Here is a 26,138-nt window from a genome sequence, read left to right as displayed (position 1 = left end):
GGGAGAGATTGGCAGCTTGGGCGCCGGCGATCCACCTGCGACGCTGGCAATTGGCGAAAGCGACCGTGACATCCGATCTCCCCCCTTGCGGGGGAGATGCCCGGCAGGGCAGCGGGGGGTGTGACGGAACGCCATCGTCTGCGGCCTATCTACCCTTCCACACCGGATCGCGCTTCTCCGCAAAGGCGCGGAAGCCTTCCATATTGTCCTCCGAGCCGTAGAGGATATCGACCGTCGGCAGTTGCCTGCGCGTCACCTTGTTCATGGCCTCCTGGAAGGTCAGCGCCTCGGCCACGCGCGCCGTCTCCTTGATCGCGGCGAAGACCAGCGGCGGGCCGCTGGCCAAAAGCCGCGCGATTTCCCAGACGCGGTCCTCCAGCTTCTCCTTGGGCAGCACCTCGTTGACCAGGCCCCAGCGATGCGCTTCCGCCACATCCATCCAACGGCCGGTGAGGAGAAGGTCCATGGCGATATGGTAGGGAATGCGTTTCGGCAGCTTGATCGTCGCGGCGTCGGCCAGCGTGCCGGCGCGGATCTCGGGCAGCGCGAAGGAAGAATGGTCAGAGGCGTAGATCAGGTCGCAGGACAGCGCCAGCTCGAAGCCGCCGCCCACCGCCATGCCGTTGACGCAGGCGATCACCGGCTTGTTCAAGTCGCGCAGTTCCTGCAGCCCGGCAAAGCCGCCGACGCCGTAGTCGCCGTCGACCGCGTCGCCGGCCGCAGCCGCCTTCAGGTCCCAGCCGGCGCAGAAGAACTTGTCTCCGGCCGTCTTGACGATGGCGACGCGCAAGCCGGGATCGTCGCGGAACGCCTTGAACGTCTCGCCCATCAGCCGTGAGGTCTTGAGGTCGATGGCATTGGCCTTGGGCCGGTCGAGCGTGACTTCCAGGATCGTGCCTTCGCGGCGAGTGGTGATGACGTCAGCCATTCTTCTTTTCTCCAAGCACCAGCAGCGCGTCGGCGATCCAGGCGCCCTTGCCTTCGGCGCAGACGATCAGCGGGTTGATGTCGAGCTCTTCGATCTCGCCTTCATTCTTCTGCACGAAGTCGGCAATGCCGGCGATGGCGTCGATGGCGGCCTGGACGTCTGCCTTGGGCCTGCCGCGATAGCCCTCCAGCAGCGGATAGAGCTTCAAGCCACGCAGCGCCGCCTCGATGTCGTCGCGCGTCGCCGGCAGCATCAGGGTCACGCTGTCGCGCAGCAGCTCGACCAGCACGCCGCCGGTGCCGAGCGTCATCACCGCGCCGAACATCGGGTCGCGGGTGAAGCCGACGATCAGTTCGGCGACGCCGTCGCGCACCATGCGCTCGGCATAAAGCCCGGTGCCGAGCGGCAACAGGTCATGCGCGGCATTGCTGACGGATTCGGCGTCCTTGAGGTTCAGCCGCACCGCGCCGACCTCCGACTTGTGCGTCACGCCGAGCGTCTTCAGCGCCACCGGGAAACCGAGCGCCATGGACGCAATCACCGCCTCGACCGCGTTCGAGGCGCGCTCGCCCTTCGGCACCGGCAGCCCGGCCTCGATCAGACGCGCTTTGGCCTCGGCTTCGTCCGGCGTGACGTGGTCGCCGTCGGAAGCGCCCGCCGCCGTGGTGTCGACCGGCTGCGCCTGCGGCTCGCGCCAGGCCCAGCCGATGAAGGCGGCGGCCTGGGCGGCGTCCATCGCTTCCGAAATGCCGAACAAGGGCACCATGCCGCGCGCCATCAGCCCGGCGGTATATTCCTCCGGCAGGTTTTCCGGCAGCGAGGAGACGATCGCGCCCTGCGCCCTGTTGGTCTTCAGCGCCGCCTCGAAGGCACGCAGCGTCGCCCACCAGTCGGTGTCCGAGCAGCGGTCGGGGCGCGGGAAGTCGAGCACCAGCATGTTGAGGTCGAAGCCGCCCGACACCATGGCAGTGAAGGTGGCCGTCATCGCCGGCTCGTTGTTCCAGATGAAGGTGTGGTAGTCGAGCGGATTGGCGACCGCGACCAGCGGCCCGAGCGTCGATTTGACATGCGCGCGATGCTCGGCGCTTAGCGTCGGGAAATGCACCCAGCGTCCTTCCGCGCTGTCGGCCATCACGGAGGCTTCGCCGCCCGAGCAGCTCATCGACGACAGTCTGTAGCCGGGCAGCGGCCCGGTGATGTGCAAGAGCTTCAACGCCTCGATGAAGGCCGGTATGGAATCGACGCGCGCGATGCCCAGCCGCTTCAGGAACGCGCCCGAGGCGGCATCCGAACCGGCAAGCGACGCGGTATGGGAAACCGTCGCCTGCCGCGCCTGTTCCGAGCGGCCGACCTTCATGGCGATGATCGGCTTCTTCAGCTCGCGGGCTCTCGCCGCCAATCGCTCGAAGCCGGCCACGGAATCGAAGGCCTCGATATGCAGGCCAAGCGACGTGACGCGCTCGTCCTCGATCAGACCGAGCGCCATTTCTGAAAGGCCGGTCTGCGCCTGGTTGCCGGCCGTCATCAGGAACGCGATCGGCAGACCGCGCTTCTGCATCGTCATGTTGATGGCGATGTTGGACGACTGAGTGATGATGGCGACGCCCTTGCCGCCCTCGGCCAGTCTGATCCCGCCATGCTGATCGGGCCACAAAAGCGCGCCGTCGGCATAGTTGATCAGGCCATAGCAGTTCGGGCCGATGATCGGCATCTCACCCGCGGCGGCGACCAGCTCGGCCTGCAGCCGCTCGCCGTCCTCGTCATAGGCCTCGGTCTCGAGGAAGCCGGCGGCAAAGCAGACGGCGCCGCCGGCGCCGCGCTCGGCCAATGCCTTGACCACTTCGATGGTGAGATGCCGGTTGACCCCGACAAAGGCGGCGTCCGGCGCGCCGGGCAAGTCGGCGACGGAACGGTAGGCCTTGCGGCCTGCGACCTCGTCTTTAGTCGGGTGCACCGGCCAGATTTCGCCGGCAAAGCCCATCTTGATCGATTGCGCGACGACGGCGGCGGCCTGCGCCCCGCCGAACACGGCGATCGATTTCGGGCGCAGGAGACGTTCGAGTTTATGCATGGTCATCTTTTCATTTGAGCACGATCGTTGCCAAAACCGGATCCCGGTTTTGGCGGATCATGCTCTAAGCCCCGAACGGGCGCAGCAACGCCCGCGAAATAATATGTCGCTGAATCTCCGAAGTGCCTTCCCAGATGCGCTCGACGCGCGCGTCGCGCCAGATGCGCTCCAGCGGCAGGTCGTCCATCAGCCCCATGCCGCCATGGATCTGGATCGCCTCGTCGGCGACGAAAGCCAGCATCTCGGTAGCCTTCAGCTTGGCCATCGCCATGTCCTGATCGGTGACGGTGCCCCGATCGTACTTCCAGCCGGCTTCGAACACCATCAGGTCGGCGGCCTTCAATTCCGTCGCCATATCGGCGAGCTTGAACGACACACCCTGGAATTTGCCGATCTGCTGGCCGAACTGCTGGCGCTGCGCGGCATATTCGATGGCATGCGAAAGCGCGCGCTCTGCGCGGCCGAGGCAGGTGGCGCCGACCTGCAGGCGCGTGGCGCCGAGCCATGAATTCGCCACCTCGAAGCCCTTGTGCACTTCGCCGAGCACCTGGGAAGCCGGCAGCCGGCAGTCGTCGAATTCGAGGATCGAGTTGGTGTAGCCGCGATGCGAGACGTTGCGGTAGCCGTCGCGCACCGTGAACCCTTTGGTGCCCTTGTCGACGAAGAAGGCGGTGATCTTCTTGCGCTTGCCGCGCGGCGAATCCTCTTCGCCCGAAGCCATGAATACGATGGCAAAGTCGGCGATGTCGGCGTGGCTGATGAAGTGCTTGGTGCCGTTGAGCACCCAGTCCGAGCCGTCCTGAACCGCGGTCGCCTTCATGCCGCGCAGGTCGGAGCCGGCGCCGGGCTCGGTCATCGCCAGGCAGTCCCACTTCTCGCCGCGGATGCAAGGGAAGAGATATTTGTCACGCTGCTCCGGCGTTCCGGCGAGCAGGATGTTCGAGGGACGCGCCACGCAGGTCCAGTGCAGCGCGTAATTGGCGCGGCCAAGCTCCTTCTCGTACAGCAGCCAGCTCACCGTATCGAGGCCCGCGCCGCCGACATCGGCCGGCATGTTGGCGGCGTAGAGCCCGGCCGCGATCGCCTTTGCCTTCAATTCGTCGATCAGCTCGCGGCGCAGTTCGCCGGTGCGTTCCACCTCGCGCTCATGCGGGTAAAGCTCGTTCTCGACGAAGGCACGCGTCGTCTCGACGATCAGTTTTTGTTCTTCTGAAAGACCGAAATGCATCGCCTCAGCCCTTCTTCTTGCTTGTTTTCGCCTTGTCGGCCTTCGTGGGCTTCTCGGCCTTTGCGGGCTTCGCCATCTTCTTCGCCGGCTTGGCGGCTTTTGCCTTGTCGCCTGCCTTGGCGGCCGGCTTCGCCGCCAGCTTGGCCAGCTGCCTGGTATAGTCCTTGTGAAGCGCGCCGGCGCCCCAGCCCTTGCCTTTGTTCTGCTTCGACAGCGCTTCCATAATGGCGACCAGATTGTCGTCGCGGATCTTTTCCAGCTCGCGGATCGACAGGCCGTTTGCCTGCTCGTCCGATTGCGTGGCGATCAGGTCGACCAGCTCGTCGTTGAACTCCGGCACGTCCATCAGCTTGGTCCACGGCCATTTCAGGCAAGGTCCGAACTGCGCCATGAAGTGGCGCATGCCGGCTTCGCCGCCGGCGACGCGGTAGACCTGGAACATTCCCATTTGAGCCCAGCGCAGGCCGAAGGAATAGCGCATGATGTCGTCGAGTTCCTCGACGGTGCAGATGCCGTCCTTGACCAGCCACAGCGCCTCGCGCCACGCGGCCTCCAGGAGGCGATCGCCGACGAAGGCTTCGATTTCCTTGCGCACCACCACCGGCTTCATGCCGATCGAGGCGTAGATCTCCTTGGCGACCTCGATCGCCTCGGGAAAAGTCTGCTGGCCGCCGACGATCTCGACCAGAGGCAGAAGATAGACCGGGTTGAACGGGTGCCCGACGACCAGCCGCTCCGGGTGCTTCTTCATCGCCACCTGCATATCGGTCGGCTTGATGCCGGAGGTCGAGGAGCCGATTATGGAGTTGGCCGGCGCATGGGCGTCGATCTCGGCCAGCACTTTGTGCTTGAGGTCGAGCCGCTCCGGCACGCTCTCCTGGATGAAGTCGGCATCCGCCACTGCGTCGCCGATCGTCTTGGCGAAGGTGAGCTTGCCTTCTTTGGGCAGGCCGCCGGGCAGCATCTGCTTGTAGGCGCGGCGTGCGCCCTTCATCACCTCGCCGACTTTGCGCGACGCCTCGGGATCGGGATCGAAGATCGAAACATCGATGCCGTTCAAGAGCAGGCGCGCCACCCAGCCGGCGCCGATGACGCCGCCGCCGATGGCGGCCGCCTTGTTGATGATGCTCATGGTCAGGCTCCGGTTCTGGTCTTGGCTGTTTCGGGATCGGAAAGCGGCACGCGCTCGCCGGCGCGGATCACGGCCGGGTCGTAAGCTTTGCGCGCGAAGACTTCGAGCACGAGGGGCCGGAAGAACTCGATCGGCAGCGTCTCGTAGTCGGGATCGAAGCTCGACTGGTCCCAGCGCTCGCAGAACCGGGCGCAATCGTCGAAATAGAGATGGCCGGCGAAGCGGTCGCGGGCATACTGGTTGCCGCCCAAATGATGCGCGTAATAGAGGCGCTGGAAGTCGCCGTGCTTTTCGACAACCCAGGTGCATTGCTCGCGCACGAACGGCTTCAGGATGGTGGCGGCATATTCGTCATGATTGTAGGGCGCGTATATGTCGCCGATGTCGTGCAGCAGCGCGGAGACGATCCAGTCAGTGTCGGCGCCGTCGCGCCAGGCGCGCGTCGCCGCCTGCAGCGAATGGCCGAGCCGGGTGATCTTGTAGCCGGACAAACCTTCGTCCAGCTGCACCAGCGCGGAAAGCAGCCGATCCCCCGTCCTGGCGGCATAGTCGATCTCGTGGGCGGTCAGGAATTCATAGTCTTCCTTGTCGCCGTCCTTCATCGCGGTGAATTTGACGGTAGCCATCTCGACCTCCCGCTTTTCAATGTTGTTTGAGCATGATCTTTTCCGAACCGCAGGTCAGCGAAGCAAAAACCGGTTCCCACTTTGCGGGATCATGCTCATGCCGCGATCGGCGCCCGCTTGGTGAGGTTGAGCTTCTTGCGCACTTCCTCCGGTCCGAGCACGCGCGCACCGAGATTGGAGACGATGCTCACCGCGCGCTCGACGAGCTGCGCATTGGTCGCCAGCACGCCCTTGTCCAGCCACAGATTGTCTTCCAGGCCGACACGGACATTGCCGCCGGCCAGCACCGCCGCCGCGACATAGGCCATCTGGTTGCGGCCGATCGAGAAGGCCGACCAGTTCCAGGTCGACGGCACGTTGTTGACCATCGCCATGAAGGTGTTGAGGTCGTCCGGCGCGCCCCAAGGCACACCCATGCACAGCTGCACCAGCGCATCCGGCTTCAGCACCTGTTCCTCGACCAGCTGCTTGGCGAACCACAGATGCCCGGTATCGAAAGCCTCGATCTCGGGCTTCACGCCGAGCGCCGTCATCATGCCGCCCATGGCGCGCAGCATGCCGGGCGTGTTGGTCATCACATAGTCGGCTTCGGCGAAGTTCATCGTGCCGCAATCAAGCGTGCAGATCTCCGGCAGGCACTGGCGCACATGCTCCATGCGGTTGGTGGCGCCGCCCATGTCGGTGCCCTTCTCGTTGAGCGGCAGCGGCGCTTCCGGCGAGCCGAACACCATGTCGCCGCCCATGCCGGCGGTGAGGTTCAGCACCACATCCACGTTCGCCTCGCGGATGCGCTCGGTGACCTCGCGGTAGAGATGGACGTCGCGCCTGGGCTTGCCGGTCTCGGGGTCGCGCACATGGCAATGGACGATCGCAGCACCCGCCTTGGCGGCCTCGATCGCCGAATCGGCGATCTGCCTGGGCGAGCGCGGCACGTTCGGGCTGCGGTCCTGCGTCCCGCCCGAACCGGTCACGGCACAGGTGATGAAAACCTCACGGTTCATCGCGAGCGGCATCGTCTTTCCTCCCAAATTCGATCAGCCATTGATGAAGCCGGAAACCGGCTTTGCTATGACGACCTGCGCCGAAGCTGGCCAAGCATGACCGACTTGCCGGAAACTGTTTTGCGTTTTACGAAGGCGCCATGACTAAAAGCGAAAAACCGACGATCTTTCGCGCCGAGCGGGAAACGCTCAAAGTGACGTTTCTGGTGTTCTCGGGCTCGTCGATCATGTGCGTGGCCTCGGCGGTCGACCCGCTGCGCGCCGCCAACCGCATCTCTGGCGAGACTTTGTTCGACTTCAAGCTGGTCTCGCTCACCGGAGAGGCGCCGGTGACGACCTGCGGCTTGCCGGTCGCCGTCAGCGGCCGCTTCGATGCCGCCGAAGCGACCGACATGCTGGTCGTCGTCGCCGGCTTCGGCACGCAGAACTATGCGACGTCGGCGTTGCTTGCCGGGTTGCGCCGCGCGGCGCGTGCGGCCCGCGCCTGCGGCGGCGTCGAGGCCGGCACCTGGCTGGTGGCGCGCGCCGGCCTGCTCGAAGGCCGCAGCGCCACCACGCATTGGGAAGACATGGAGGATTTCTCCGCCGCCTTTCCGGGCGTTGATGTGCGCCCCGACCGCTATGTCATCGACGGGCCGGTCTTCACCTCGGGCGGTGCCTCGCCCACCTTCGACCTGATGCTGCATCTGGTCCGCACCCGGCTCGGCATGGCGGCCGCGCTCGATGTGGCGAGCGTCTTCATCTACGATCAGACGCGCGCGGCGACCGACGCCCAGCCGCTGGTCTCGCTCGGCCGGCTCGACGGCTACGATCCGCGCCTGGCGCAGGCGATCCGGCTGATGGAAGCGCATGTCGATGAGCCGCTGACCATCGATGCCGTGGCCAAGCGCGCCGGCGTCACGGCGCGAACACTCGAGAGCATCTTCCGCAGGTCGATCGGCGAGACGCCGGGCGCCTATTATCTGCGGCTGCGGCTCGCCGCCGCCCGACGTCTGGTGGTCGATACGCGCATCGCCATGGCCGACATCGCCGGGCGTACGGGTTTTTCATCAGCCGCGGCGTTTTCCAGGGCGTTTTCCCACGCGTTCGGCGAAGCGCCGGTCCGGCTGCGGCGCGGCTGATGCAGATCGGCCAAAAGCGCGCAGCGGTTTTGGGAAGCGGCATAGATCAAAACAAGGGATTCAAAGCGCGTCGCCTGAATCCGCTTCTGTGCGGCGCGCTTTGAGGATCCAGTCGGTAGCGGCCGCAAGGTCGTCGACCAGCGCCGTGGGAGGCGGATCGAAGCGCGTTTCGTCGCCTGGGCGGTACTTGCCGGTCCGCACCAGCAGCCCCGCGCCAAGCCCGGCGCTGAGCGCGCCGGCGACGTCGCTCTCCGCATCGTCGCCGACCATGACTGCATCGGCTGCCGAGCAGTTCAAATCGCCAAGCGCCGCGAGGAAGAAGTCCGGCGACGGCTTGCCGAGCACGATAGGGCTTCGGCCGCTGGCGAATTCGAGCGCTGCCACGAAGGCGCCGGCATCGAGGCTGAGCTCACCGTCGGCATCCTTGAAGCTGCGATTGGCGGCGAGAGCCAGAAAATCGGCTCCGGCAACAAGTTCGCGGAACGCTCGGTTTAGGCCGGCATAGTCGAAGGCCTCGCCGGCGTCGCCGACGACGACAGCGGGGCTCTTGCCGCCTTCCAGGCCGGTAAACTCGGCTTCGAGGTTGGGATGGACGAGCAGGTGAGGTTGGCGGCCATGCCTTCGCAGCCATTCGACTGCGGCGCGCGCCGGCGTCAGCAATTCTTCATCCCTGACTTCGACGCCCAGCGCGGCGAGCTGCGCGATGATTTTATGGCGCTGCGAACGTGTCGTGTTGCTGACGAAGCGGAGCGGCAGTCCGGCCTTGCGCAAACGCTCGACCGCAGCCACAGCGCCTGCGATCGGGGTGTCGCCATCATAGACGACACCCGCGAGATCGAGCAGCACCGCGCGTATCATCGGTGCAGGATGGAGAAACAGTCTCCGTTCGTCAAACTGCCGAAAATAGGCCCACGGACACAGGGGCCGAAGAATCAGGCGGCGTCGCGGCCTTCGCGCACAATGCGCGAGCGCATGCTCTTGGCCAGCGCCGTTTCCAACCGCGCGGCGACCGCGCGATCCCATTCATTTGCTTCGCCGGCGCCATCCTTCGGATGCGGCAGCGCCATCAGCCGATCGATGATCGAACCAGCCTCGCCGGAAGAGAGCAGGGCGTCGATTTCGCGTTCGTGCTGCATACGTTTCGCCTCCTTCTTTCCTTCCCGCCGCATGTCGACAATATACGCGATTCGTGACGGCTGTTTGAAGGCAAGAGCGCGGCGATTGAGAGGCAGCGCGGGGCAAAACCTTGTCGTGTAGGTTCGCCCCGCATGGAATGCAATTTCAGCTCTGCGGCGCTCGATTCGGGCGCCGCAGGAAAGCCTCAGACGTAGCGGTTGACGATGTTTTCAAGGAGCTCCTGCCGGCCGGAGCGCGGCTGCGGCTCGATCTTCTCCGTCACCACGCGTTCGGCGATCTCCTCCAGCGTACGCTTGCCGGAAAGCATCGCCTTGCCTTCGGCCGTGTTCCAGCCGGCATAGCGTTCGTTAAGCGGACCCGACAGCGCCTTGTCTCCGATCATCCTGGCCGCCGCCTTGAGCCCGCGCGCGCAGGCGTCCATGCCGCCGATATGGCCGATCAGCAGATCCTCCGGGTCGAGCGACTGGCGGCGCAGCTTGGCGTCGAAATTGGTGCCGCCGGTCTTGAAGCCGCCACCCTGCAGGATCTGGTAATAGGCCAAAGCCATCTCCGGCACATTGTTGGGGAACTGGTCGGTGTCCCAGCCGGACTGATAGTCGTTTCGGTTCATGTCGATCGAACCGAAAATGCCGAGCGCGTTGGCCAAGGCCAGCTCATGCTCGAAGGAGTGGCCGGCAAGGATCGCATGGCCCTGCTCGATGTTGACCTTCACCTCCTTCTCCAGCCCGAAGCGCTTCAGGAAGCCGTGAACGGTGGCGACATCGTAGTCGTACTGGTGCTTGGTCGGCTCCTGCGGTTTCGGCTCGATCAGGATCGTGCCCTCGAAACCTATTTTGTGCTTGTAATCCACGACGAGGTTGAGGAAGCGGCCGGCCTGCTCCTGCTCTCGCGCAAGGTCGGTGTTGAGCAGCGTCTCGTAGCCTTCGCGCCCGCCCCACAGCACATAGTTCTCGCCCTTCAGCTTCTTGGTCACGTCGATGCATTTCTTCACCGTCGCCGCCGCATAGGCGAACACGTCCGGATCGGGATTGGTGGCGGCGCCCGCCATGAAGCGGCGATGCGAGAAAAGGTTCGCCGTGCCCCAGAGCAGCTTGACGCCGGTCTGGTTCATCTTGGCCGAAAAATAGTCGGCGATCTCGTCGAGGCGCGCCGCGCTTTCGGAGAAATCCTTGCCTTCCGGGCGAACGTCGGCGTCGTGGAAGCAGAAATAGGGGACGCCGAGCAGCGAGAACAGCTCGAAGGCGACGTCGGCCTTCAGTTTCGCCAGTTCCATCGTGTCGATGCCGCCGGGCCTGGCGAACCAGGGGCGGTCCAAGGTTTGGCCGCCGAACGGGTCGCCGCCCTGCCAGGCGAAGGAATGCCAATAGGCGACGGCGAAGCGCAGATGGTCCTCCAGCCGCTTGCCACCCACCACTTCGTCCGGGTTGTAATATCGGTAGGCCAGTGGATTGGTCGAATCCGGCCCTTCATACTTGATGGTCTTGATGTTGCCGAAAAATCCGCTGCTCATGGTTTCCTTCCTCTCCAACTGCTTTCGCCGATTACCTCAGGCGTAATTGGTTTGGCGCTTCCGTGGGTCCAAAAGGGTCATGTCGAAACGATCCAATGAAGGATGAAGACCATGACCGACCTCAACACGATCGCCCGCAACTACATCACCGCCTGGAACGAGAGCGATGCGGCGCACCGCAAGGCCCTGCTCGAGGCCGCCTTCACCAGCGACGTCAGCTATCGCGACCCGATCATGCAAGGCGACGGCCACGACGGCCTCGCCGCGCTGATCGACGGCGTGCAGCAGCAATTCGCCGGCTTCCGCTTCTCCCTGAAGGGTGAGCCGGACGGTTTTGCCGACCGCATCCGCTTTTCGTGGAATCTGGGCCCCGAAGGCGCAGAATCCGTCATCGAAGGCACCGATATTTGCGTCATCGAGAACGGCCGCCTGAAGAGCGTCACCGGCTTCCTCGACAAGGTGCCGGCGCAGTGAGGCTAACTGGGTAAGGGAGGCGCGAGGCACCCCCCTGTGGCCTGCCGGCCATCTCCCCCGCAAGCGGGGAGATCGGCTTTCATCTAGGATTTCCCCAATCTCCAACGCTGCAAAAGGGAGCGAGGCGCCCAAGCTGCCAATCTCCCCCCTTGAGGGGGAGATGCCCGGCAGGGCAGAGGGGGGTGCCTCGCGCATACTCACGCGGTTACCGCCCTGATCGCCGGATAGAGCGCACGATAGCGTTGATAAGCATCTGCATACGCCCCACCAAGCCCGGCATCCGGTTCGATCGTCGCATCGGTCGCCGGCGCGGTGCAAACGGCAAGCGGATCGGCGCCGGTCGCGGCGATCAGCCCGAGACGCGCCGCGCCGAAGGCGGCGCCGAAATCGCCGTCGGCCGGGATGTCGACCGGCAGCTGCAACGCGGTGGCGATCGCCTTCAGCCAGTAGCGCGAGCGAGAGCCGCCGCCGATCGCCGTCACCCTGGTCAGGGTCGTGCCCGCCGTTTTCAGCGCCTCGAGGCTGTCGCGGAAGGCAAACGCCACGCCTTCGAGCACGGCCTGGGTCAGCACGGCGCGGCTCGATTGATGCGCGAGGCCGGTGAAGGAACCACGAATGGCCGCATCATTATGCGGCGTGCGCTCGCCGGAGAGATAAGGCAGGAAAGCGATGCCTGTCGGCGCCTTGAGCTTGTCGCCGAGCTCGCCGGTCAGGTCGCCGGCGCCTTTGCCGGTGATCTCCGACAGCCAGTTGAGCGAATCGGTGGCCGACAGGATGACCCCCATCTGGTGCCAGGTGTTGGGCAGCGCGTGGCAGAAGGTGTGCACCGCGCTTTCCGGATTGGGCAGATAGGAGGCGTTGGCGGCAAACAGCACCCCCGACGTGCCGAGCGACACGAAGGCGTGGCCGGCGCCCACGGTGCCCATGCCGCAGGCCGAGGCCGCATTGTCGCCGGCGCCGCCGGCGACCGGAATGCCTGAAGCAATACCCCATTTCGAGGCAAGCTCGCCGCGCAAGCCGCCGGCCTTCGCCGTGCCTTCGACCAGCGACGGCATATGCTTCTCGTCGAGCGTTGTCGCGGCGAGCAGTTCGGAGGACCACTGCCGCTTGCCGACGTCGAGCCAGGATGTGCCCGCCGAATCCGACATCTCCGAAATATGCTCGCCGGTCAGCCAGAGCCGCAGATAGTCCTTGGGCAGGAGCACCTTGGCGACAGCGGCAAAAACACTGGGCTCGTTGTCCTTCACCCACACCAGCTTCGGCGCCGTGAAGCCCGGGAAGACGATGTTGCCGGTGAGCTTGCGGAAACGCGGGTCGGCGTCGAGCGCCGCTGCCTCGACATGGCTGCGGGTGTCGTTCCAAAGGATGCAGGGACGCAGCACCTTGTCCGAGGCGTCGAGCAGGGTCGCGCCATGCATCTGGCCGGAGAGGCCGATACCCTTGACCGCTACAAGCTCCTTGGGATGGGAAGTCTTGAGCTCGGCAATCGCTGTCTGGCAGGCTTCGATCCAGTGCGCCGGATTCTGTTCGGACCAGCCGGCATGCGGCCGCGAGACGTCCAGCGAGCCGTGGCCGGACCCGACGACCGTCTGGCGATCATCGATCAGGAGCGCCTTGACGCCCGAGGTGCCCAGGTCGAGGCCGAGATACATGATTTCCTCCCGATGCCATTAATTTTTTCGGGTCTCGAAAAAATCTGGCTTGGCCAGTTCTTAAGCCAAGATCCGCCTCCGGTCAATTCTCTGACAAATCGGCCGCGCGGCGCGATAACAGCGCCGACAGCGGGCTGTCCGGCCGCGCCAGCTGACGCTCGGCGGTCAGCGCCCGCGCCAGCGCGCTGTCACCGGCACGCAGCGCCGCCTCGATCAGCATCAGGTCGATCACGTCGCGTTGTGCACGGCTGCCGCCGAAGCGGTGCGCGATCCAGCGGATTGGCCGGATCAGGCGCGCCACCTCTCCGTAGTTGCCCTCGCCGAATGCTTTGATCGCCAAGGTTAGAGGGTGGCCGACGTCGCGCGTGAATGCGGCGTTATCGTCATCGCCGCGCATTGCTTCGCGCTGCGCTTCGAGCAGGGTCTGGGCCGGCGCGTGCAGCCCGGCGCCGACAAAGGCCATCATCGCATGCGCATCGTTGAAGGCGTAATTGCCGGCGGCCGCCTTTGGCGCCCAGTTCGCCGCAAGCGCCGCCCAGCGGTCGCCGACATCGACGCCGTGGAGATAAAGTCGCCACAGGATCGCCGAGGCGTCGACCATGTTGAGCGCCAGCGTCGAGCGGTCGCCGTAGATCGGCCCGTCATAGAGCTGGAGCACCTCGTTTGTCTCGCCGAGATCGTAGTGGAACAGCGCCAGATGCCACCAATTATGGATCTTGAGGAAGCTGTCCTTCGTCCACGCCTCCGGATTGGCGCGCATCCAGGCGATGCCCTCCCTTTGCCGGCTTTGCATTTCCATGACATGCGCGACCGCGTGCTGCGCCCAGCCGTCGCGCGGCTCGATCTCGATGGCCTGCCGGCCGAAGGCTTCGGCGCGCGCATAGTCGCCCATTTCCTCCAGCCCGAAAGCCTGCATGCCGAGAACCGCATGGTAGCCCGGCATGTCCTTCTCCCAAGCCGACAACGCCCGCCCGATGCGGTCGCGCAGCATGCGCGCATTGCCGATGAAGAAGTCGATCTGGTGGCCAACCTGCAGCGCCACCGCATCGAGCGGGTTGTCGATGGCGACGTCCTCGAGGATGCGGGCGGCGTCATGCCAGCGGCCGCTGGCAAGATGGCCGAGCGCCGCGACATGCGCGCGCTCGCGCGCGGTGCCGGCGAGCGGCAGCGCCGCCGCATGGCAGGTTTGCGCAATCGCCATCGCCTCCCGCTCGGTGGCGAGGCCGAACAGATAGCCCTTGAACACATGCGCCATCACGAAGCTGGGCTCATCGGCGATCGCGCTATCGACGGAGCCGACCGGGTCGCCGATGAAGCACTGCAGCTCACGGACGGCTCTGGCGTAGGACGAAAGCCCGGCTTCGGTCGCGCCCGAGTGCGTCAGGCCGAATGCGTCCTTCAGCGCCATAGCCGCGTCCTTTGATGCCTATTCGTCCGGTCGGACCGATGCAATCCTAGAACATCGACCGTCGGCCCGCCAACCGGCGAGGGCTTCGACTGTGTCGAACCGGACTTCTCCTCAATTCCCCGAACGCATCGCCACCGTGGCGATGCCGGCGCCGACAAGCAATGTCCCGCCGGTGCGGTTGAAGATACGGATCGCCCTTGGGTTGCGCACGATGGCGCGCGCTCGCGAAGCAATCAGCGCATAGCCGAAGGCATTGCTGAATGCGAGCGCCAGGAAGGTCGCTTCGAAGATCAGCATCTGCGTCCAGAAATCGGCATGCCGGTCGAGAAACTGCGGCAGGAAGGCGACGAAGAACGTGATGCTCTTCGGGTTGAGCGCCGTGACCAGCCAGGCATGCGCCATCATCCTTGCCGCCGACACGGCGTCGGTGCGCGGTTCGGCCTTCAGCGCGCCGCCGGCGCGGAACAGTTTTATGCCGAGATAGATGAGGTAGCCGGCGCCGATCACCTTGAGCACGGTGAACACAGTGGCCGAAGCCGCAAGCAACGCGCCGATGCCGAGCATCGAAAGCGTCATGGCGGTGAAATCGCCGAGCGCGACGCCGACTGCCATCGGCAGCGCCGTACGCCAGCCCTGGCCGAGCGCATAGGAGACGACCAAGAGGATCGTCGGGCCCGGGATGACGAGGAGGATGGCGGAGGCAGCGGCAAAGGCAGCCCAGTTTTCGAAGGACATTTTCCCTACTCCTTGAGCGCAAAGAACAGGATAAATCCTGGGGTATGCGAGATTGTAAAGAGGCGTTGGAGAAAATCTTCGGCGCCGGCCTGCCCTGTCGCCTGGCCCGGATAACGCCCTGTCAGGGTTAAGTGCGGGCAAAGTTCTTTCACCCTTTTTCAACCATGACTGACGAAAATTGCAGCCATTCGGCCGGACCGTGCTTCCCGCCGACAGCGTAGGGTTTGGTGTATGCGCGAATTGCCGCAAAGTCTGACGCCGCCTTCGAGCGGCGAAACCGTCGAAACCGAAGTTCCGCTTTCCCGCCGCGCCATGCTTTCAGGCATGGGCGCCATGGCGCTGCTCGGCATGGCCGGCTGCAGCACCACCGACACGCTCGACCTGCCGCAATTGCAGATCGACGACACCACCACCGGATCGGTGCCGATCCGACCGGCGATCAGCGTCGACAAGAACATCACCGGTCCCGACGTGATGTATGCTGCCTTGACCGACAACGGCTTCCAGGTCCCGGCGGTGCCCTACCAGAAGGTCAAGCCGGAGTTCCGTCGCCAGATCGTCGTCGACAAGACCGGCGAAGCGCCCGGCACCATCGTCGTGCATTTGCAGGAGCGCATGCTTTATCTCGTCCAGCCCGGCGGCGACGCCATCCGCTACGGCGTCGGCATCGGTAAGGACGGCTTCCGCTGGTCGGGCCGCGCCAACATCCAGTACGGCAAGGAATGGCCGGTCTGGACGCCGCCGCCGGAGATGGTCAAGCGCAAGCCGGAACTGGTGAAATGGCAGGGCGGCCAGCCCGGCGGCCTGACCAATCCGCTGGGCGCCCGCGCGCTTTACATCTACCAGAACGGCAAGGACACCGGTTACCGCATCCACGGCTCGCCCGAATGGTGGACCATCGGCCAAGCGATGTCGTCGGGCTGCGTGCGGCTGATCAACCAAGACATCATCGACCTCTACAACAGGGTATCGAAGAAGAACCCAGTCGTCGTCGTCTGATTTTTTCGGCGGTCAGCACGGCCGCTATTTTTTCGGGATCATGCGCCTCCTTTCTCCCGTTGCGTGATGCCGCAAGACAGGCGAAGGTGCTCTGAAAAGCTTCGCCTCGGGAGAGAACGATCATGGCCGGAACCTTTGTCATCGCGCAGGGCGGCGGCCCGACCGCCGTCATCAATCAGACGGTCGTCGGCGCCACGCTGGAGATCCGCAAGCGGCATCCCGGCGCCAAGGTGCTCGGCTCGATCCATGGCGTGCGCGGCATCCGCGACGGCAACTATGTCGACCTCTCAGCCATCCCCGAAGATCGGCTGCGGCTGATCGCCGGCACCCCGAGCGCCGCCCTTGGCTCGACCCGCGACAAGCCAGACGCGGCCTATTGCGAGGTCATCCTCAACGGCCTCAAGAAGGCCGGCGCCGATGCCTTCATCTATATCGGCGGCAACGACACTTCGGGCACCCAGCAGATCCTGACCGACGCCGCCGGCGGCGCGATGGCCTTCGTGCATGCGCCGAAAACCATCGACAACGATCTCGAGGAGAACGACCATACGCCGGGCTTCATCTCGGCGGCCGAATTCGTCGCCGGCGCTTTCCTGTCGGTCGATTTGGATTTCCGCGCGTTGCCCGGCATTTATGTCGGCATCGTCATGGGCCGGCACGCCGGCTTCCTGACTGCCGCGGCCGCCGCCTGGCAGCTCGATCCGGATAGCGGTCCGCATCTGGTCTATGTACCGGAGCGCGCCTTCTCCGCCGAGCGTTTCATCGATGATGTCCGCAAGAAGCTCGACCGCCACAAGCGCTGCATCGTCGCCGTCTCGGAAGGCGTCAGCACCGCCGACGGCAAGGCGTTGGTCGAGAGCCTGGTGCCGCCGGAAAAGCTCGAGCGCGACCAGCACGGCAACGTCAAATTGTCGGGCAGCGATCTGCCGGCGGCGCTCGAACGCGCTTTGGCGGTAGGCCTGCCGGGCAAGCGGGCGCGCGTCGATGCCCTGGGCTATATGCCGCGCGGCTATGTCGGGGCGATCAGCCCCGTGGACGCCAAGGAAGCCTTCGAAGCCGGCGCGTTCGCGGTCGCCGTTGCCGAGGAGGGTGGCGGCTCGGTGGCGCTGCAATATGACGGCACCAAGACCGTGCTGAAGAAGGTGCCGCTCGAGGCGGTGGCCGGCAAGACCCGCCACATGCCGGACAATTTCATGAAGCCGGACGTCAACCAGTTGTCCGAGGCCGGCATGGCCTATCTGAAACGGCTGGTGCCGGAAAAATACAAGGTCGGAAAGCCGTTCGTCTGATGGGCGACCTTGTGGTGGGCGACTGGTTCGGCAAATCCGTTGTCGATGCCAGAACGACGATGCTGACCGAGCCATTCGTGCACGATTTCGTGCGCGCCAATATTTGGCATTTCAAGGGCCGGGACGCCGACCTGCTGGTCGACACCGGCATGGGCATCTGCCCGCTGGCGCCCGAGATCGACACCCCGGCCGGCAAGCCGCTGATCGTCGTCGCCACCCACATCCATCTCGACCATGTCGGCTCGCTGCACGAATTCCCGCTCAGGATGGGGCCGAAGGTCAGCGCGGGGGAGTTCGATGGCATGGATGATGCCGTCACCTACGCCAACATGTTCCACAATCTCGACGATGCGGTATCCAAATTGCCGGCGCCCGGCTGGAAGGCGGCTGACTATCGCATCCCTTCCGCACCGTTGACGCGAATGCTCGACGAGGGCGACATCGTCGACCTCGGCGACCGGAAATTCCGCGTGCTGCATCTGCCCGGACATTCGCCGGATTCGATCGCGCTGTTCAATGAGGCCGACGGCCTGTTCTTCGCCGGCGACGCCATCTATGACGGCATGCTGATCGACGACCTGCCGGATTCGGACCGCGCCGCCTATTGCCGCACCATGCAGCGGCTGCTCGAACTGCCGATACGTATCGGCCATGGCGGCCATGGCCCGAGTTTCGGCCGCGCGAGGATGGGAGAGATCGCGTCTTCCTACCTACGCCGCCGAGAGCGCTTCGTGAGCGCTGTCTGAATTAAATCTTTGTAAGGTCGCGCCAAAACCCTAATTCGGACCATTCCACGCCCTAAATGCGTGGCTGTCGATCCGGCCGGCTGCCATGCATGGCGAGACGGGCAATCCCGGCCGTCGACACGCCGACGGGCGCGTCCTTGGAGAGAGCCGTCCGCGGCGCCGGATCAACTCTCGCCCGGACAGAAACGACCATGTCACCATTTAGCATTCTTCGCAGACATCGCGTCGCGGCCCTGCTGGGCGCTGCGCTGATCATCTCCCCCGTCGTTGTTTCCTTTGCGCAAAATCCCGGCAATGCCGGCCTGAGCAACGTGGTCGCGACGACACAGACGCCGGTCGCCGGCATTACCGCCCCGAACGGCTCGTTCGCCCCGGTTGTCGCCACCACCAAGCCGGCAGTCGTGACCGTGACGACCGTGATGAAAGCCCAGCCCGGCGCGACGGATGACGGCTCGCCTTTCGACGGCAATTCGCCCTTCGACCAGTATTTCCAGCAGTTCTTCGGCGACCAGGGCATCCCGATGCCCAAGACGCCGCCGCAGCAGGCGCCGCGGCAGGAGGCTTTGGGCTCCGGCTTCATCGTCGGGTCCGATGGCACCATCGTCACCAACAACCATGTCATCGACGGCGCGACCTCGATCAAGGTGACGCTCGACGACGGCACCGAGCTTCCCGCCAAGCTCGTCGGCCACGACGCAAAGAACGATCTGGCGGTGCTCAAGGTCAAGGCGAGCAAGCCGCTGCCGACCGTCAAATGGGGCGATTCCGACAAGCTGATGACCGGCGACCAGGTGCTGGCGATCGGCAATCCGTTCGGCATCGGCACCACGGTCACCGCCGGCATCGTCTCGGCGCGCGGCCGCGACCTGCACAGCGGGCCGTTCGACGATTTCATCCAGATCGACGCGCCGATCAACCACGGCAATTCCGGCGGCCCGCTTGTCGACGTGAAGGGCAATGTGATCGGCATCAACACGGCGATCTATTCGCCCAATGGCGGCAGCGTCGGCGTCGGCTTCGCCATTCCTTCGGACCAGGCACAAAAAGTGGTCGACAAGCTTATGAAGGGCGGTGACATCGAATACGGCTATCTTGGCGTGCAGATCCAGCCGGTCACGCAGGACGTCGCTAGCGCCATCGGCCTCGACCATCCGGGCGGCGCGCTGGTCGCGGCGGTCACCGAGGGCTCGCCGGCGGCCAAGGCCGGCATCGAGACCGGCGACGTCATCACCGGCTTCGCCGGCCAGGAGATCAAGGACCCCAAGGATCTGTCGCGCGCCGTCGCCGACGTCTCGCCCGGCAGCAAGGAAACGCTGAATGTCTGGCGCAACGGCAAGGCGATGCAGATCTCGGCCGATGTCGGCCGCAATGCCGAAGACCAGAAGACCGCCTCGAATGACGAAGGCGGCAAGCCATCTGCCGAACAGGGCCTGCGCGTGCCCTCGCTCGGCCTTGGCCTTACGGACCTCACGCCGGACATCCGGGAGCAGCTCAACCTGGCCGACAACCAGCGCGGCGCCGTGGTCGAGCGCGTCAACCCGGACAAGGCGGCCTCCGCGGCCGGCATCGAACCCGGCGATGTCATCGTCGCCGTCGACCGCACGCCGGTGAAAAACGCAAGGCAAGCGAACCAGGCGATCGCCGAGGCCGGCAAGTCCGGCAGGAAGTCGGTGCTGCTGCTGGTCGATCGCGGCGACGCGCAGATATTCGTCGCCGTGCCTTTCGCCGCCGGCTGAGAAAACTTCCAAGGAGCCTGCCGGCCTCTTCGGCAGGCTCCGCCGACAAGATTTCGGTTGCCCGCAAACGAGGTCGACTTCCGCGACGACGATCGTCGCGACGGCTTCGATCTGGTGCTGACGCTGACGCGCGAGCAGGCTCGGCGCCCGGCCGGCGCGATCCTTCCAGATCGGAGAGAAGGACGCTCAGACGAGGCTGCGCCCAGAGTTGCCGACGTCTTTGACCCGTGGGCGCAACGCTCCCGAATCAAGCCGGTAGGTTCAAAATGGTTAAGCGGTATCGAAAAGTGACTATTAGGAGATTCTAAAATCGAACTGAACAGTTCGTTTCTGTTGACGGTGCGTGCAGGACGGGGTGAACATCGGCGCGCGTATACACTTGGTGAGCCAAATGGTGAAATGCGATAACCAGCTGATTCAACAGTGTAAAAACCGATCGTGCGGGCGATTGGTACAATTTCAAGATGGGATTCATGGGCCAGCCGAAACAACTTCGTGATTGGAATCCGGCAGCCGGCTCACCCACATCGGGGCTGTCCGAACGACGCGATTTTCACTCCCAAGACACGCCGCTAGACGGACGAAAAAACATACTGGAGTACCAAAAATGAAAAAGATTGTTCTCACTGCCGCCGCCCTTCTGGCCATTTCCGGCAGCGCCTTCGCTGGTAGCGACAACTACGGTTCCAACGCCGCCAATCAGCCGGCCGCAGCGGTCGACACTTCTCGCACGGCCTCGACCCACAGGTCGGAAGCGGCCGCTCAGAAGCCCGTCACCCAGGGCGCGGACCACAACCTCTTCGGCAACAACTAAACTGCCGAACCTGGCCATGATCCATGAGGGGCCATGGCCGACAGGAGACAGGCGGTGGGTTCACCCGCCGCGTCCCCAAGGCATGTCGCCCAAAAGTGTACCCCAGTTTTGGAAACGACATCAGGTTAAGAATTCAGGAGTATTGAAATGAAGAAGATCGTTCTTGCCGCAACGGCCGTTCTGGCCCTCTCCGGCGCAGCTTTCGCAGGCAGCGACAATTACGGCTCGGCTGGCGCCAGCCAGCAGGCCCCTGCCGTCGACACGACCCGCACTTCGTCGGTGGGCACCGACTCGCCGGTCTACAAGCTGCTGAACTCGTCGAATGACGTGCACAAGTCGGCCCCGCAGGGCAGCGACCGCAATCTGTTCGGCCGCTAACAGCCGCAAGCAGTTGACGAAAAAGAGCGGCGAAGGCAAACCTCGCCGCTCTTTCTTTAGCCGGACCGTCTCGCGCCTCTTGGCCGAAACGGCAGCACCGCGCGTCAGGCCGCCTTCGCCTCATCGCGATGCAGCGTGAAGGAATGCCCCTCCGCGTCGAAGATGTGCAGATCCCCGGCGCCGGCATTGAGCCGCAGCGTCTCGCCGCGCTTGACCTCGACATTTCCCGGCAGTTTGGCCACCAGCGGCAGATCGGCGCGGCCGATGTCGACATAGACGAGCTGAACCTCGCCGAGCTGCTCGATATAATCGACCTTGCCTTCGAACAGGTAATCCGTCCCGGTCGCGATCGCGAGATCCTCGGGCCGCACGCCGAAGCTCACCGCCGCGCCGTTCGCCGAAGCGGGCGTTGTGATCGGCACCGTCGCCTTGCGGTCGCCGACATGGCTGACCACGGTCGGATTGCCGGCCTTCTCGATCTTCGCCGGCAATATGTTCATGGCCGGCGATCCGATGAACTGCGCGACGAAGAGATTGCCCGGCCGCTTGTAGAGCTCCATCGGCGTGCCGACCTGCTCGACGACGCCTTCCTTCAGCACCACGATGCGGTCCGCCAGCGTCATCGCCTCGACCTGGTCGTGCGTGACGTAGATCATCGTCGTGTTCGGCATCGATTCTTTCAGCTTGGCGATCTCGATGCGGGTGGCGACGCGCAGTGCCGCATCGAGATTCGACAGCGGCTCGTCGAAGAGGAACACCTTCGGATTGCGCACAATGGCACGGCCGATGGCGACGCGCTGGCGCTGGCCGCCCGACATCGCCTTGGGCAGGCGGTCGAGATACTTGGTGAGCTGCAGGATCTCGGCCGCCTGGCGCACGCGCTTGTCGATCTCGGCCTTGCTTTCCTTACCGATCTTCATCGAGAAGGCCATGTTGTCGTAAACGGTCATATGCGGATAGAGCGCATAGGACTGGAACACCATGGCGATGCCCCGCTTCGAAGGCGGCACGTCGTTCACAACTTCGCCGTCGATCTGGAGCACGCCGGAGGTGATTTCCTCGAGACCGGCAATCGACCTCAGCAAGGTCGACTTGCCGCAGCCCGACGGCCCGACGAACACGATGAACTCGCCCGATTTGATGTCGAGGTCGATGCCGTGGAGAATGTTGAGGTTGCCGTATGATTTCTTCACCTGGTTCAGCGTGACATCGGCCATGGTTTCCTCTCCAGTGATTGTCTGTTCTCAACTCAGTCGATCCGCCCGAACCAGGCACCATAGCCGCCAAGGCGGATGGGCCCGGTGCCACCTTGTCCCGAAAAGCCGTGTCCCGGCAAGGGCTGCAGCGAGCCCTTGCCGAGATCAACTTCGGCCGGCTTGCTGCCGAGGTTGAAGACGCAGGCGATGCGCTCGTTGCCTTCGCGGCGCGTGAAGGCGACGGTGTCGCCATCGCTTTCGATAAAGTCGATTTCGCCCTTGCCCAGCGCCGGATGCTGACGCCGGAAGGCGAGAAAGCGCCGGTAATGCTCGAGCAGCGAGCCCGGATCGCCCTGCTGCACATTCACGGCTTGCGCCAGATGCTTGCCCGGCACCGGCAGCCAGGGCTTGGCGGTCGAGAAGCCGCCATTCTTGGCCGCCGCATCCCACACCATCGGCGTGCGGCAGCCGTCGCGGCCCTTGAATTCCGGCCAGAAACGGATGCCGTAGGGGTCTTGCAGGTCCTCGAATTTCAGTTCCGCCTCGCCGAGGCCGAGCTCTTCGCCCTGATAGATGCAGACCGAGCCGCGCAGCGACATCAACAGCGCCGAGATCACCTTGAGATAGGCGCTCGGATCGGCTTCGTTGGCGGCCCAGCGCGAGGCCACGCGCATCACGTCATGATTGGAGAACGCCCAGCAGGACCAGCCGTCTCTGGCGACCCGGCCGAAGGCCTCCAGCACCGCCCGCACCTTGGCGGCGCTGATCTTTTCCGGTGCCAGGAAGTCGAAGGAATAGCACATGTGAACGCGCTTGCCGTCGGCGGTGTAGGCGGCCACCACTTCCAGCCCGCGCTGCGAATCGCCGACCTCGCCGACGGCGGCCTGCGCCGGATATTCGTCGAGCAGCGCGCGGAAGCGTTCAAGGAAACCGAGATTCTCCGGCCGGCTCTTGTCGTAGATATGGTCCTGGTAATTGTAGGGATTCACGGCCGGCGCCGTCTGGTCGTTGCGCTCTTCCGGCGGCAGCGGCGGGTTGTCCTCCAGCCCCAGGCTGTGGAAGTAGAAATTGATGGTGTCGAGCCGAAAGCCGTCGACGCCGCGCTCCAGCCAGAAGCGGGTGATGTTGAGCAGCGCGTCCTGAACCTCGGCGTTGTGGAAGTTGAGATCGGGCTGCTCGGCCAGGAAATTATGCATGTAATATTGCTGGCGGCTTGTATCCCATTGCCAGGCCGAGCCGCCGAAGATCGACAGCCAATTGTTGGGCGGCGTGCCGTCGGGCTTGGCGTCCGCCCACACATACCAGTCGGCTTTCGGATTGGTCCGGCTGGAGCGGCTTTCCTTGAACCAGGGGTGGATGTCGGCGGTGTGCGACAGCACCTCGTCGATCATCACCTTGAGGCCCAGCCGATGGGCTTCCGCCACCAGGGCGTCGAAGTCGGCCAGCGTGCCGAACATCGGATCGACGTCGCAATAGTCCGACACGTCGTAGCCGAAATCCTTCATCGGCGATTTGAAGAAGGGCGAGATCCAGATGGCGTCGACGCCGAGCGAGGCGATGTAGGGCAGCCGCCGGACAATGCCTTGCAGGTCGCCGATGCCGTCGCCGTTCGAGTCCTGATAAGAGCGCGGATAGATCTGGTAGATCACCGCGCCCCGCCACCAGTCGCGGTCTACGGCGGGGTCCGGTCTCGAACTCGTCTTCAAAGCCGATTGCATTGTCTCAACCTCCTTTCACCGAGCCGGCAAGCAGCCCGCGGACGAAATAGCGCTGCAGTGAGAAGAACACGATCAGCGGCACGATGATGGTGATGAAGGCCGATGTCGTGAGGATTTCCCAATTGCCGCCTCTCGAGCCGAGCAGCGCGTTGAGTTGCGCCGTCAGCACGATCTGGTCGGGCGCCGTGCCGAGGAAAACCATCGCCACCAACAGATCGTTCCACACCCACAGGAATTGAAAGATGGCGAAGGAGGCAAGCACCGGGAAGGACAGCGGCAGCACGATCTTGACGAAGATCTCGAAATCGCTGGCGCCGTCGATCCGTGCCGATTCCATGATCTCGCGCGGCAGGCCGGCGATATAGCTTCTGAGCAGGTAGATGGCGAAGGGCAGGCCGAAGCCGGTATGCGCCAGCCAGATGCCGAGATAGGTTTTCGACGGCACGCCGAAGAAGGTCCCGACGCCGTTGTAGAGCTTGAGCAGCGGGATCAGCGACATCTGCAGCGGCACCACCAACAGGCCGATGATCACCGCAATCAGCAGCGCCCGTCCGGGAAAGCGCATCCAGGCCAACGCATAGGCGGCGAAGGCGGCGATCAGAATCGGGATCACTGTCGCCGGAATGGTCACGGTCAGCGAGTTCATGAAGGAGCGGCCGATGCCTTGCGACAGAAGCACGTTCTCGTAGTTTTCCGTGGTGAATTTCGGCGGCGCCGAGGATGCATAGTAGACGCGCTGGCCGCGATCGCCTTCGAAGGCCTTCGGCGAAGACAGCACGAAGGTGCCGTCGGCGTTGACCTGCAGCGACACCCCATCGCCGAGATCGGCAGCCGTGCCGGCCTTGTATTGTGTCGGCGCCGCCGCCTTGGTGCCGAAGGCGCTGATCGCACGCTTGGCGCCGTCGCCGAAGACGTTGCCTTCGATGACGTATTTGCCGTCCTTCTGGGTTTGTGCGGACGCAGCCGGCAGACGCCCAGCCTCGGTCTGGCTGGAGCTTGAGAAGGAGTTCCACCAACCCGACGCGATGATCTGGTCCTTGTCGCGCAGCGACGACACGAGGATGCCGAGTGTCGGGATGGTCCAGATGACGACGAAGACCAGCACGGCGAGATGAACGCCGAATCGGCCGACGAAGGACTTTCCGCGGGTCGCAGCCATCTCAGTGTCCTCCCGTCTCTTTGTTGGCCTGGCGAATGTTCCAGACCATGATCGGGATGACCGCGATCATGATGATGATGGCGATCGTGGCACCGCGGCCGAAATCGCCGCCGCCGCGGAACATCCAGTCGAACATCAGATTGGCGAGCACCTGGCTGTTCCATTGGCCGTTGGTCATGGTCAGCACGATGTCGAACACTTTCAGCACCAGGATGGTGATGGTGGTCCAGACAACTGCGATCGTCCCCCAGATCTGCGGCACCATGATCTTCCAGAAGATCTGGAACGGGTTGGCGCCGTCGATCACGGCCGCCTCCAGCGTCTCTTCCGGAATGCCGCGCAAGGCCGACGACAGGATCACCATGGCGAACCCTGTCTGGATCCAGATCAGGATCACCATCAGGAAGAAATTGTTCCAGAACGGCAGCGATATCCAGACCTGCGGCTGGCCGCCGAAATACTGGATGATGGCGTTGAGCAGGCCGATCTGCACCTGCCCCTCGCCGCGATACTCGTAGATGAATTTCCAGATCACGCTGGCGCCGACGAAAGAGATCGCCAGCGGCAGGAAGATCAGGCTCTTGGCGATCGTCCCCCACCAGATCTTGTCGGTGAGCACGGCGATGATCAGGCCGAGGAAGGTGCAGGCCGCCGGCACCACCGCCAGCCATAGGATGTTGTTGAAAATCGAGTTGCGGAAATCCTGGTCGCTGAACGCCCATTGGTAGTTGGCGAGGCCGACGAAGTGCTCGCCGCCGCGGTCGAGAAAAGAGAGCCGCAGCGTCTCGATCACCGGATAGATCAGATAGATGGTCAGGATGATCATCGCCGGCCCGACGAACAGCCATGGCCGCACCAGCCCTTGCCGGCGCAGATTGTCGACGGCGGCGCTGCCGGAGACGCCGCGCGACGGAAAGATGAGATCGAGCAGCTTGTTGGCGCCCCAGAAATACGCGACACAGCCGCCGACGCCGATGATGATGACGAATATGGCCGAGAAAATCTGAGCCGCCATGGGTCCCTCTCCCTGGGCATGACCGGCCGGCCAAGGCTGGCAGCCGCATGCGCCGACTTTCAGTT

General features: G+C 64.3%; 25 protein-coding genes. 9 read left to right on the top strand and 16 right to left on the bottom strand.

Annotation, left to right across the window (positions count from 1 at the left end; genetic code table 11):
* Positions 1-145: 145 nt before the first annotated feature.
* The 6 genes from P9217_RS09675 to P9217_RS09650 form a co-directional block, all read right to left on the bottom strand.
* The gene (locus P9217_RS09675) at positions 146-928 is read right to left on the bottom strand and encodes a carnitinyl-CoA dehydratase (RefSeq protein WP_066996079.1); all 783 of its coding nucleotides are present in this window, start codon (positions 926-928) and stop codon (positions 146-148) included.
* On the bottom strand, positions 921-2,999 hold the full coding sequence (locus P9217_RS09670; protein WP_066996197.1) for an acetate--CoA ligase family protein: 2,079 nt from the start codon (positions 2,997-2,999) through the stop codon (positions 921-923). The genes P9217_RS09675 and P9217_RS09670 overlap by 8 nt, the downstream gene beginning before the upstream one ends.
* A gap of 64 nt (positions 3,000-3,063) precedes the next feature.
* Positions 3,064-4,227: an acyl-CoA dehydrogenase gene (locus tag P9217_RS09665; protein WP_127243544.1), complete on the bottom strand. Its 1,164-nt coding sequence runs from the start codon at positions 4,225-4,227 to the stop codon at positions 3,064-3,066.
* 4 nt (positions 4,228-4,231) lie between these two features.
* On the bottom strand, positions 4,232-5,359 hold the full coding sequence (locus P9217_RS09660) for a carnitine 3-dehydrogenase (protein ID WP_127242082.1): 1,128 nt from the start codon (positions 5,357-5,359) through the stop codon (positions 4,232-4,234).
* A 2-nt stretch (positions 5,360-5,361) separates the two neighbouring features.
* Positions 5,362-5,985: an HD domain-containing protein gene (locus P9217_RS09655; RefSeq protein WP_127242081.1), complete on the bottom strand. Its 624-nt coding sequence runs from the start codon at positions 5,983-5,985 to the stop codon at positions 5,362-5,364.
* 95 nt (positions 5,986-6,080) lie between these two features.
* On the bottom strand, positions 6,081-6,998 hold the full coding sequence (locus P9217_RS09650; RefSeq protein WP_278086121.1) for a 3-keto-5-aminohexanoate cleavage protein: 918 nt from the start codon (positions 6,996-6,998) through the stop codon (positions 6,081-6,083).
* Between the two features lie 128 nt (positions 6,999-7,126).
* Between P9217_RS09650 and P9217_RS09645 the strand changes: the two genes are divergently transcribed.
* Entirely contained in the window at positions 7,127-8,107 is a 981-nt protein-coding gene (locus tag P9217_RS09645) for a GlxA family transcriptional regulator (protein WP_278086122.1), read from the top strand.
* A 60-nt stretch (positions 8,108-8,167) separates the two neighbouring features.
* On the opposite strand, the gene P9217_RS09640 is transcribed toward P9217_RS09645, so the two are convergent.
* The 3 genes from P9217_RS09640 to xylA all read right to left on the bottom strand — a co-directional run bounded on the left by P9217_RS09640 (position 8,168) and on the right by xylA (position 10,754).
* Positions 8,168-8,965 carry a TIGR01458 family HAD-type hydrolase gene (locus P9217_RS09640; RefSeq protein WP_278086123.1) on the bottom strand — a complete coding sequence of 266 codons (798 nt, stop codon included), beginning with the start codon at positions 8,963-8,965 and terminating at the stop codon, positions 8,168-8,170.
* A gap of 74 nt (positions 8,966-9,039) precedes the next feature.
* Positions 9,040-9,243, bottom strand: coding sequence for a hypothetical protein (locus tag P9217_RS09635; RefSeq protein ID WP_066996194.1), 204 nt, complete (start codon positions 9,241-9,243; stop codon positions 9,040-9,042).
* Between the two features lie 185 nt (positions 9,244-9,428).
* A complete protein-coding gene (gene xylA / locus P9217_RS09630; RefSeq protein ID WP_278086124.1) occupies positions 9,429-10,754 on the bottom strand; it encodes a xylose isomerase in 1,326 nt (441 codons plus the stop codon).
* 111 nt (positions 10,755-10,865) lie between these two features.
* Here xylA and P9217_RS09625 point away from each other — a divergent pair, with 111 nt between their 5' ends.
* Complete coding sequence (locus tag P9217_RS09625) at positions 10,866-11,228, top strand: nuclear transport factor 2 family protein (protein WP_278086125.1); 363 nt, start codon at positions 10,866-10,868, stop codon at positions 11,226-11,228.
* Between the two features lie 197 nt (positions 11,229-11,425).
* On the opposite strand, the gene xylB is transcribed toward P9217_RS09625, so the two are convergent.
* From xylB to P9217_RS09610, 3 genes are all read right to left on the bottom strand, one after another.
* Positions 11,426-12,880, bottom strand: coding sequence for a xylulokinase (gene xylB / locus P9217_RS09620; RefSeq protein WP_278086126.1), 1,455 nt, complete (start codon positions 12,878-12,880; stop codon positions 11,426-11,428).
* A gap of 82 nt (positions 12,881-12,962) precedes the next feature.
* Entirely contained in the window at positions 12,963-14,288 is a 1,326-nt protein-coding gene (locus P9217_RS09615) for a tetratricopeptide repeat protein (RefSeq protein ID WP_278086127.1), read from the bottom strand.
* 111 nt (positions 14,289-14,399) lie between these two features.
* Entirely contained in the window at positions 14,400-15,023 is a 624-nt protein-coding gene (locus P9217_RS09610; protein WP_066996047.1) for a LysE family translocator, read from the bottom strand.
* A gap of 231 nt (positions 15,024-15,254) precedes the next feature.
* Between P9217_RS09610 and P9217_RS09605 the strand changes: the two genes are divergently transcribed.
* From P9217_RS09605 to P9217_RS09575, 7 genes are all read left to right on the top strand, one after another.
* Positions 15,255-16,022, top strand: coding sequence for a L,D-transpeptidase (locus P9217_RS09605; RefSeq protein ID WP_095776964.1), 768 nt, complete (start codon positions 15,255-15,257; stop codon positions 16,020-16,022).
* A 122-nt stretch (positions 16,023-16,144) separates the two neighbouring features.
* On the top strand, positions 16,145-17,311 hold the full coding sequence (locus P9217_RS09600) for a diphosphate--fructose-6-phosphate 1-phosphotransferase (protein WP_278086128.1): 1,167 nt from the start codon (positions 16,145-16,147) through the stop codon (positions 17,309-17,311).
* Positions 17,311-18,057 carry an MBL fold metallo-hydrolase gene (locus tag P9217_RS09595; protein WP_067324083.1) on the top strand — a complete coding sequence of 249 codons (747 nt, stop codon included), beginning with the start codon at positions 17,311-17,313 and terminating at the stop codon, positions 18,055-18,057. Before P9217_RS09600 ends, P9217_RS09595 begins: the two co-directional genes overlap by 1 nt.
* 191 nt (positions 18,058-18,248) lie before the next feature.
* Entirely contained in the window at positions 18,249-19,793 is a 1,545-nt protein-coding gene (locus P9217_RS09590) for a DegQ family serine endoprotease (RefSeq protein WP_278086129.1), read from the top strand.
* Positions 19,794-19,850: 57 nt separating this feature from the next.
* Complete coding sequence (locus P9217_RS09585; protein WP_278086130.1) at positions 19,851-20,084, top strand: hypothetical protein; 234 nt, start codon at positions 19,851-19,853, stop codon at positions 20,082-20,084.
* Between the two features lie 316 nt (positions 20,085-20,400).
* Complete coding sequence (locus P9217_RS09580; protein ID WP_066996029.1) at positions 20,401-20,607, top strand: DUF680 domain-containing protein; 207 nt, start codon at positions 20,401-20,403, stop codon at positions 20,605-20,607.
* Between the two features lie 147 nt (positions 20,608-20,754).
* Positions 20,755-20,985: a DUF680 domain-containing protein gene (locus tag P9217_RS09575; protein WP_066996024.1), complete on the top strand. Its 231-nt coding sequence runs from the start codon at positions 20,755-20,757 to the stop codon at positions 20,983-20,985.
* A 104-nt stretch (positions 20,986-21,089) separates the two neighbouring features.
* Here the strand turns inward: P9217_RS09575 and ugpC are convergent, their stop codons facing one another.
* Genes ugpC through P9217_RS09555 form a run of 4 tightly spaced genes read right to left on the bottom strand, consistent with a single transcriptional unit; the run spans position 21,090 to position 26,073 of the window.
* The gene (ugpC, locus tag P9217_RS09570) at positions 21,090-22,202 is read right to left on the bottom strand and encodes a sn-glycerol-3-phosphate ABC transporter ATP-binding protein UgpC (protein ID WP_066996021.1); all 1,113 of its coding nucleotides are present in this window, start codon (positions 22,200-22,202) and stop codon (positions 21,090-21,092) included.
* A gap of 32 nt (positions 22,203-22,234) precedes the next feature.
* Positions 22,235-23,899, bottom strand: a complete 1,665-nt coding sequence (locus P9217_RS09565) for an alpha-glucosidase (RefSeq protein WP_278086131.1) — start codon at positions 23,897-23,899, stop codon at positions 22,235-22,237.
* 4 nt (positions 23,900-23,903) lie between these two features.
* Complete coding sequence (locus P9217_RS09560) at positions 23,904-25,058, bottom strand: carbohydrate ABC transporter permease (protein WP_066996015.1); 1,155 nt, start codon at positions 25,056-25,058, stop codon at positions 23,904-23,906.
* Position 25,059: 1 nt separating this feature from the next.
* Positions 25,060-26,073, bottom strand: a complete 1,014-nt coding sequence (locus tag P9217_RS09555) for a sugar ABC transporter permease (RefSeq protein ID WP_066996012.1) — start codon at positions 26,071-26,073, stop codon at positions 25,060-25,062.
* Positions 26,074-26,138 lie beyond the last annotated feature (65 nt).

The sequence above is a fragment of the Mesorhizobium sp. WSM4989 genome (genome assembly GCF_029625795.1).
Classification (GTDB): domain Bacteria; phylum Pseudomonadota; class Alphaproteobacteria; order Rhizobiales; family Rhizobiaceae; genus Mesorhizobium.
This window is presented reverse-complemented; position numbering and strand designations above follow the sequence as displayed.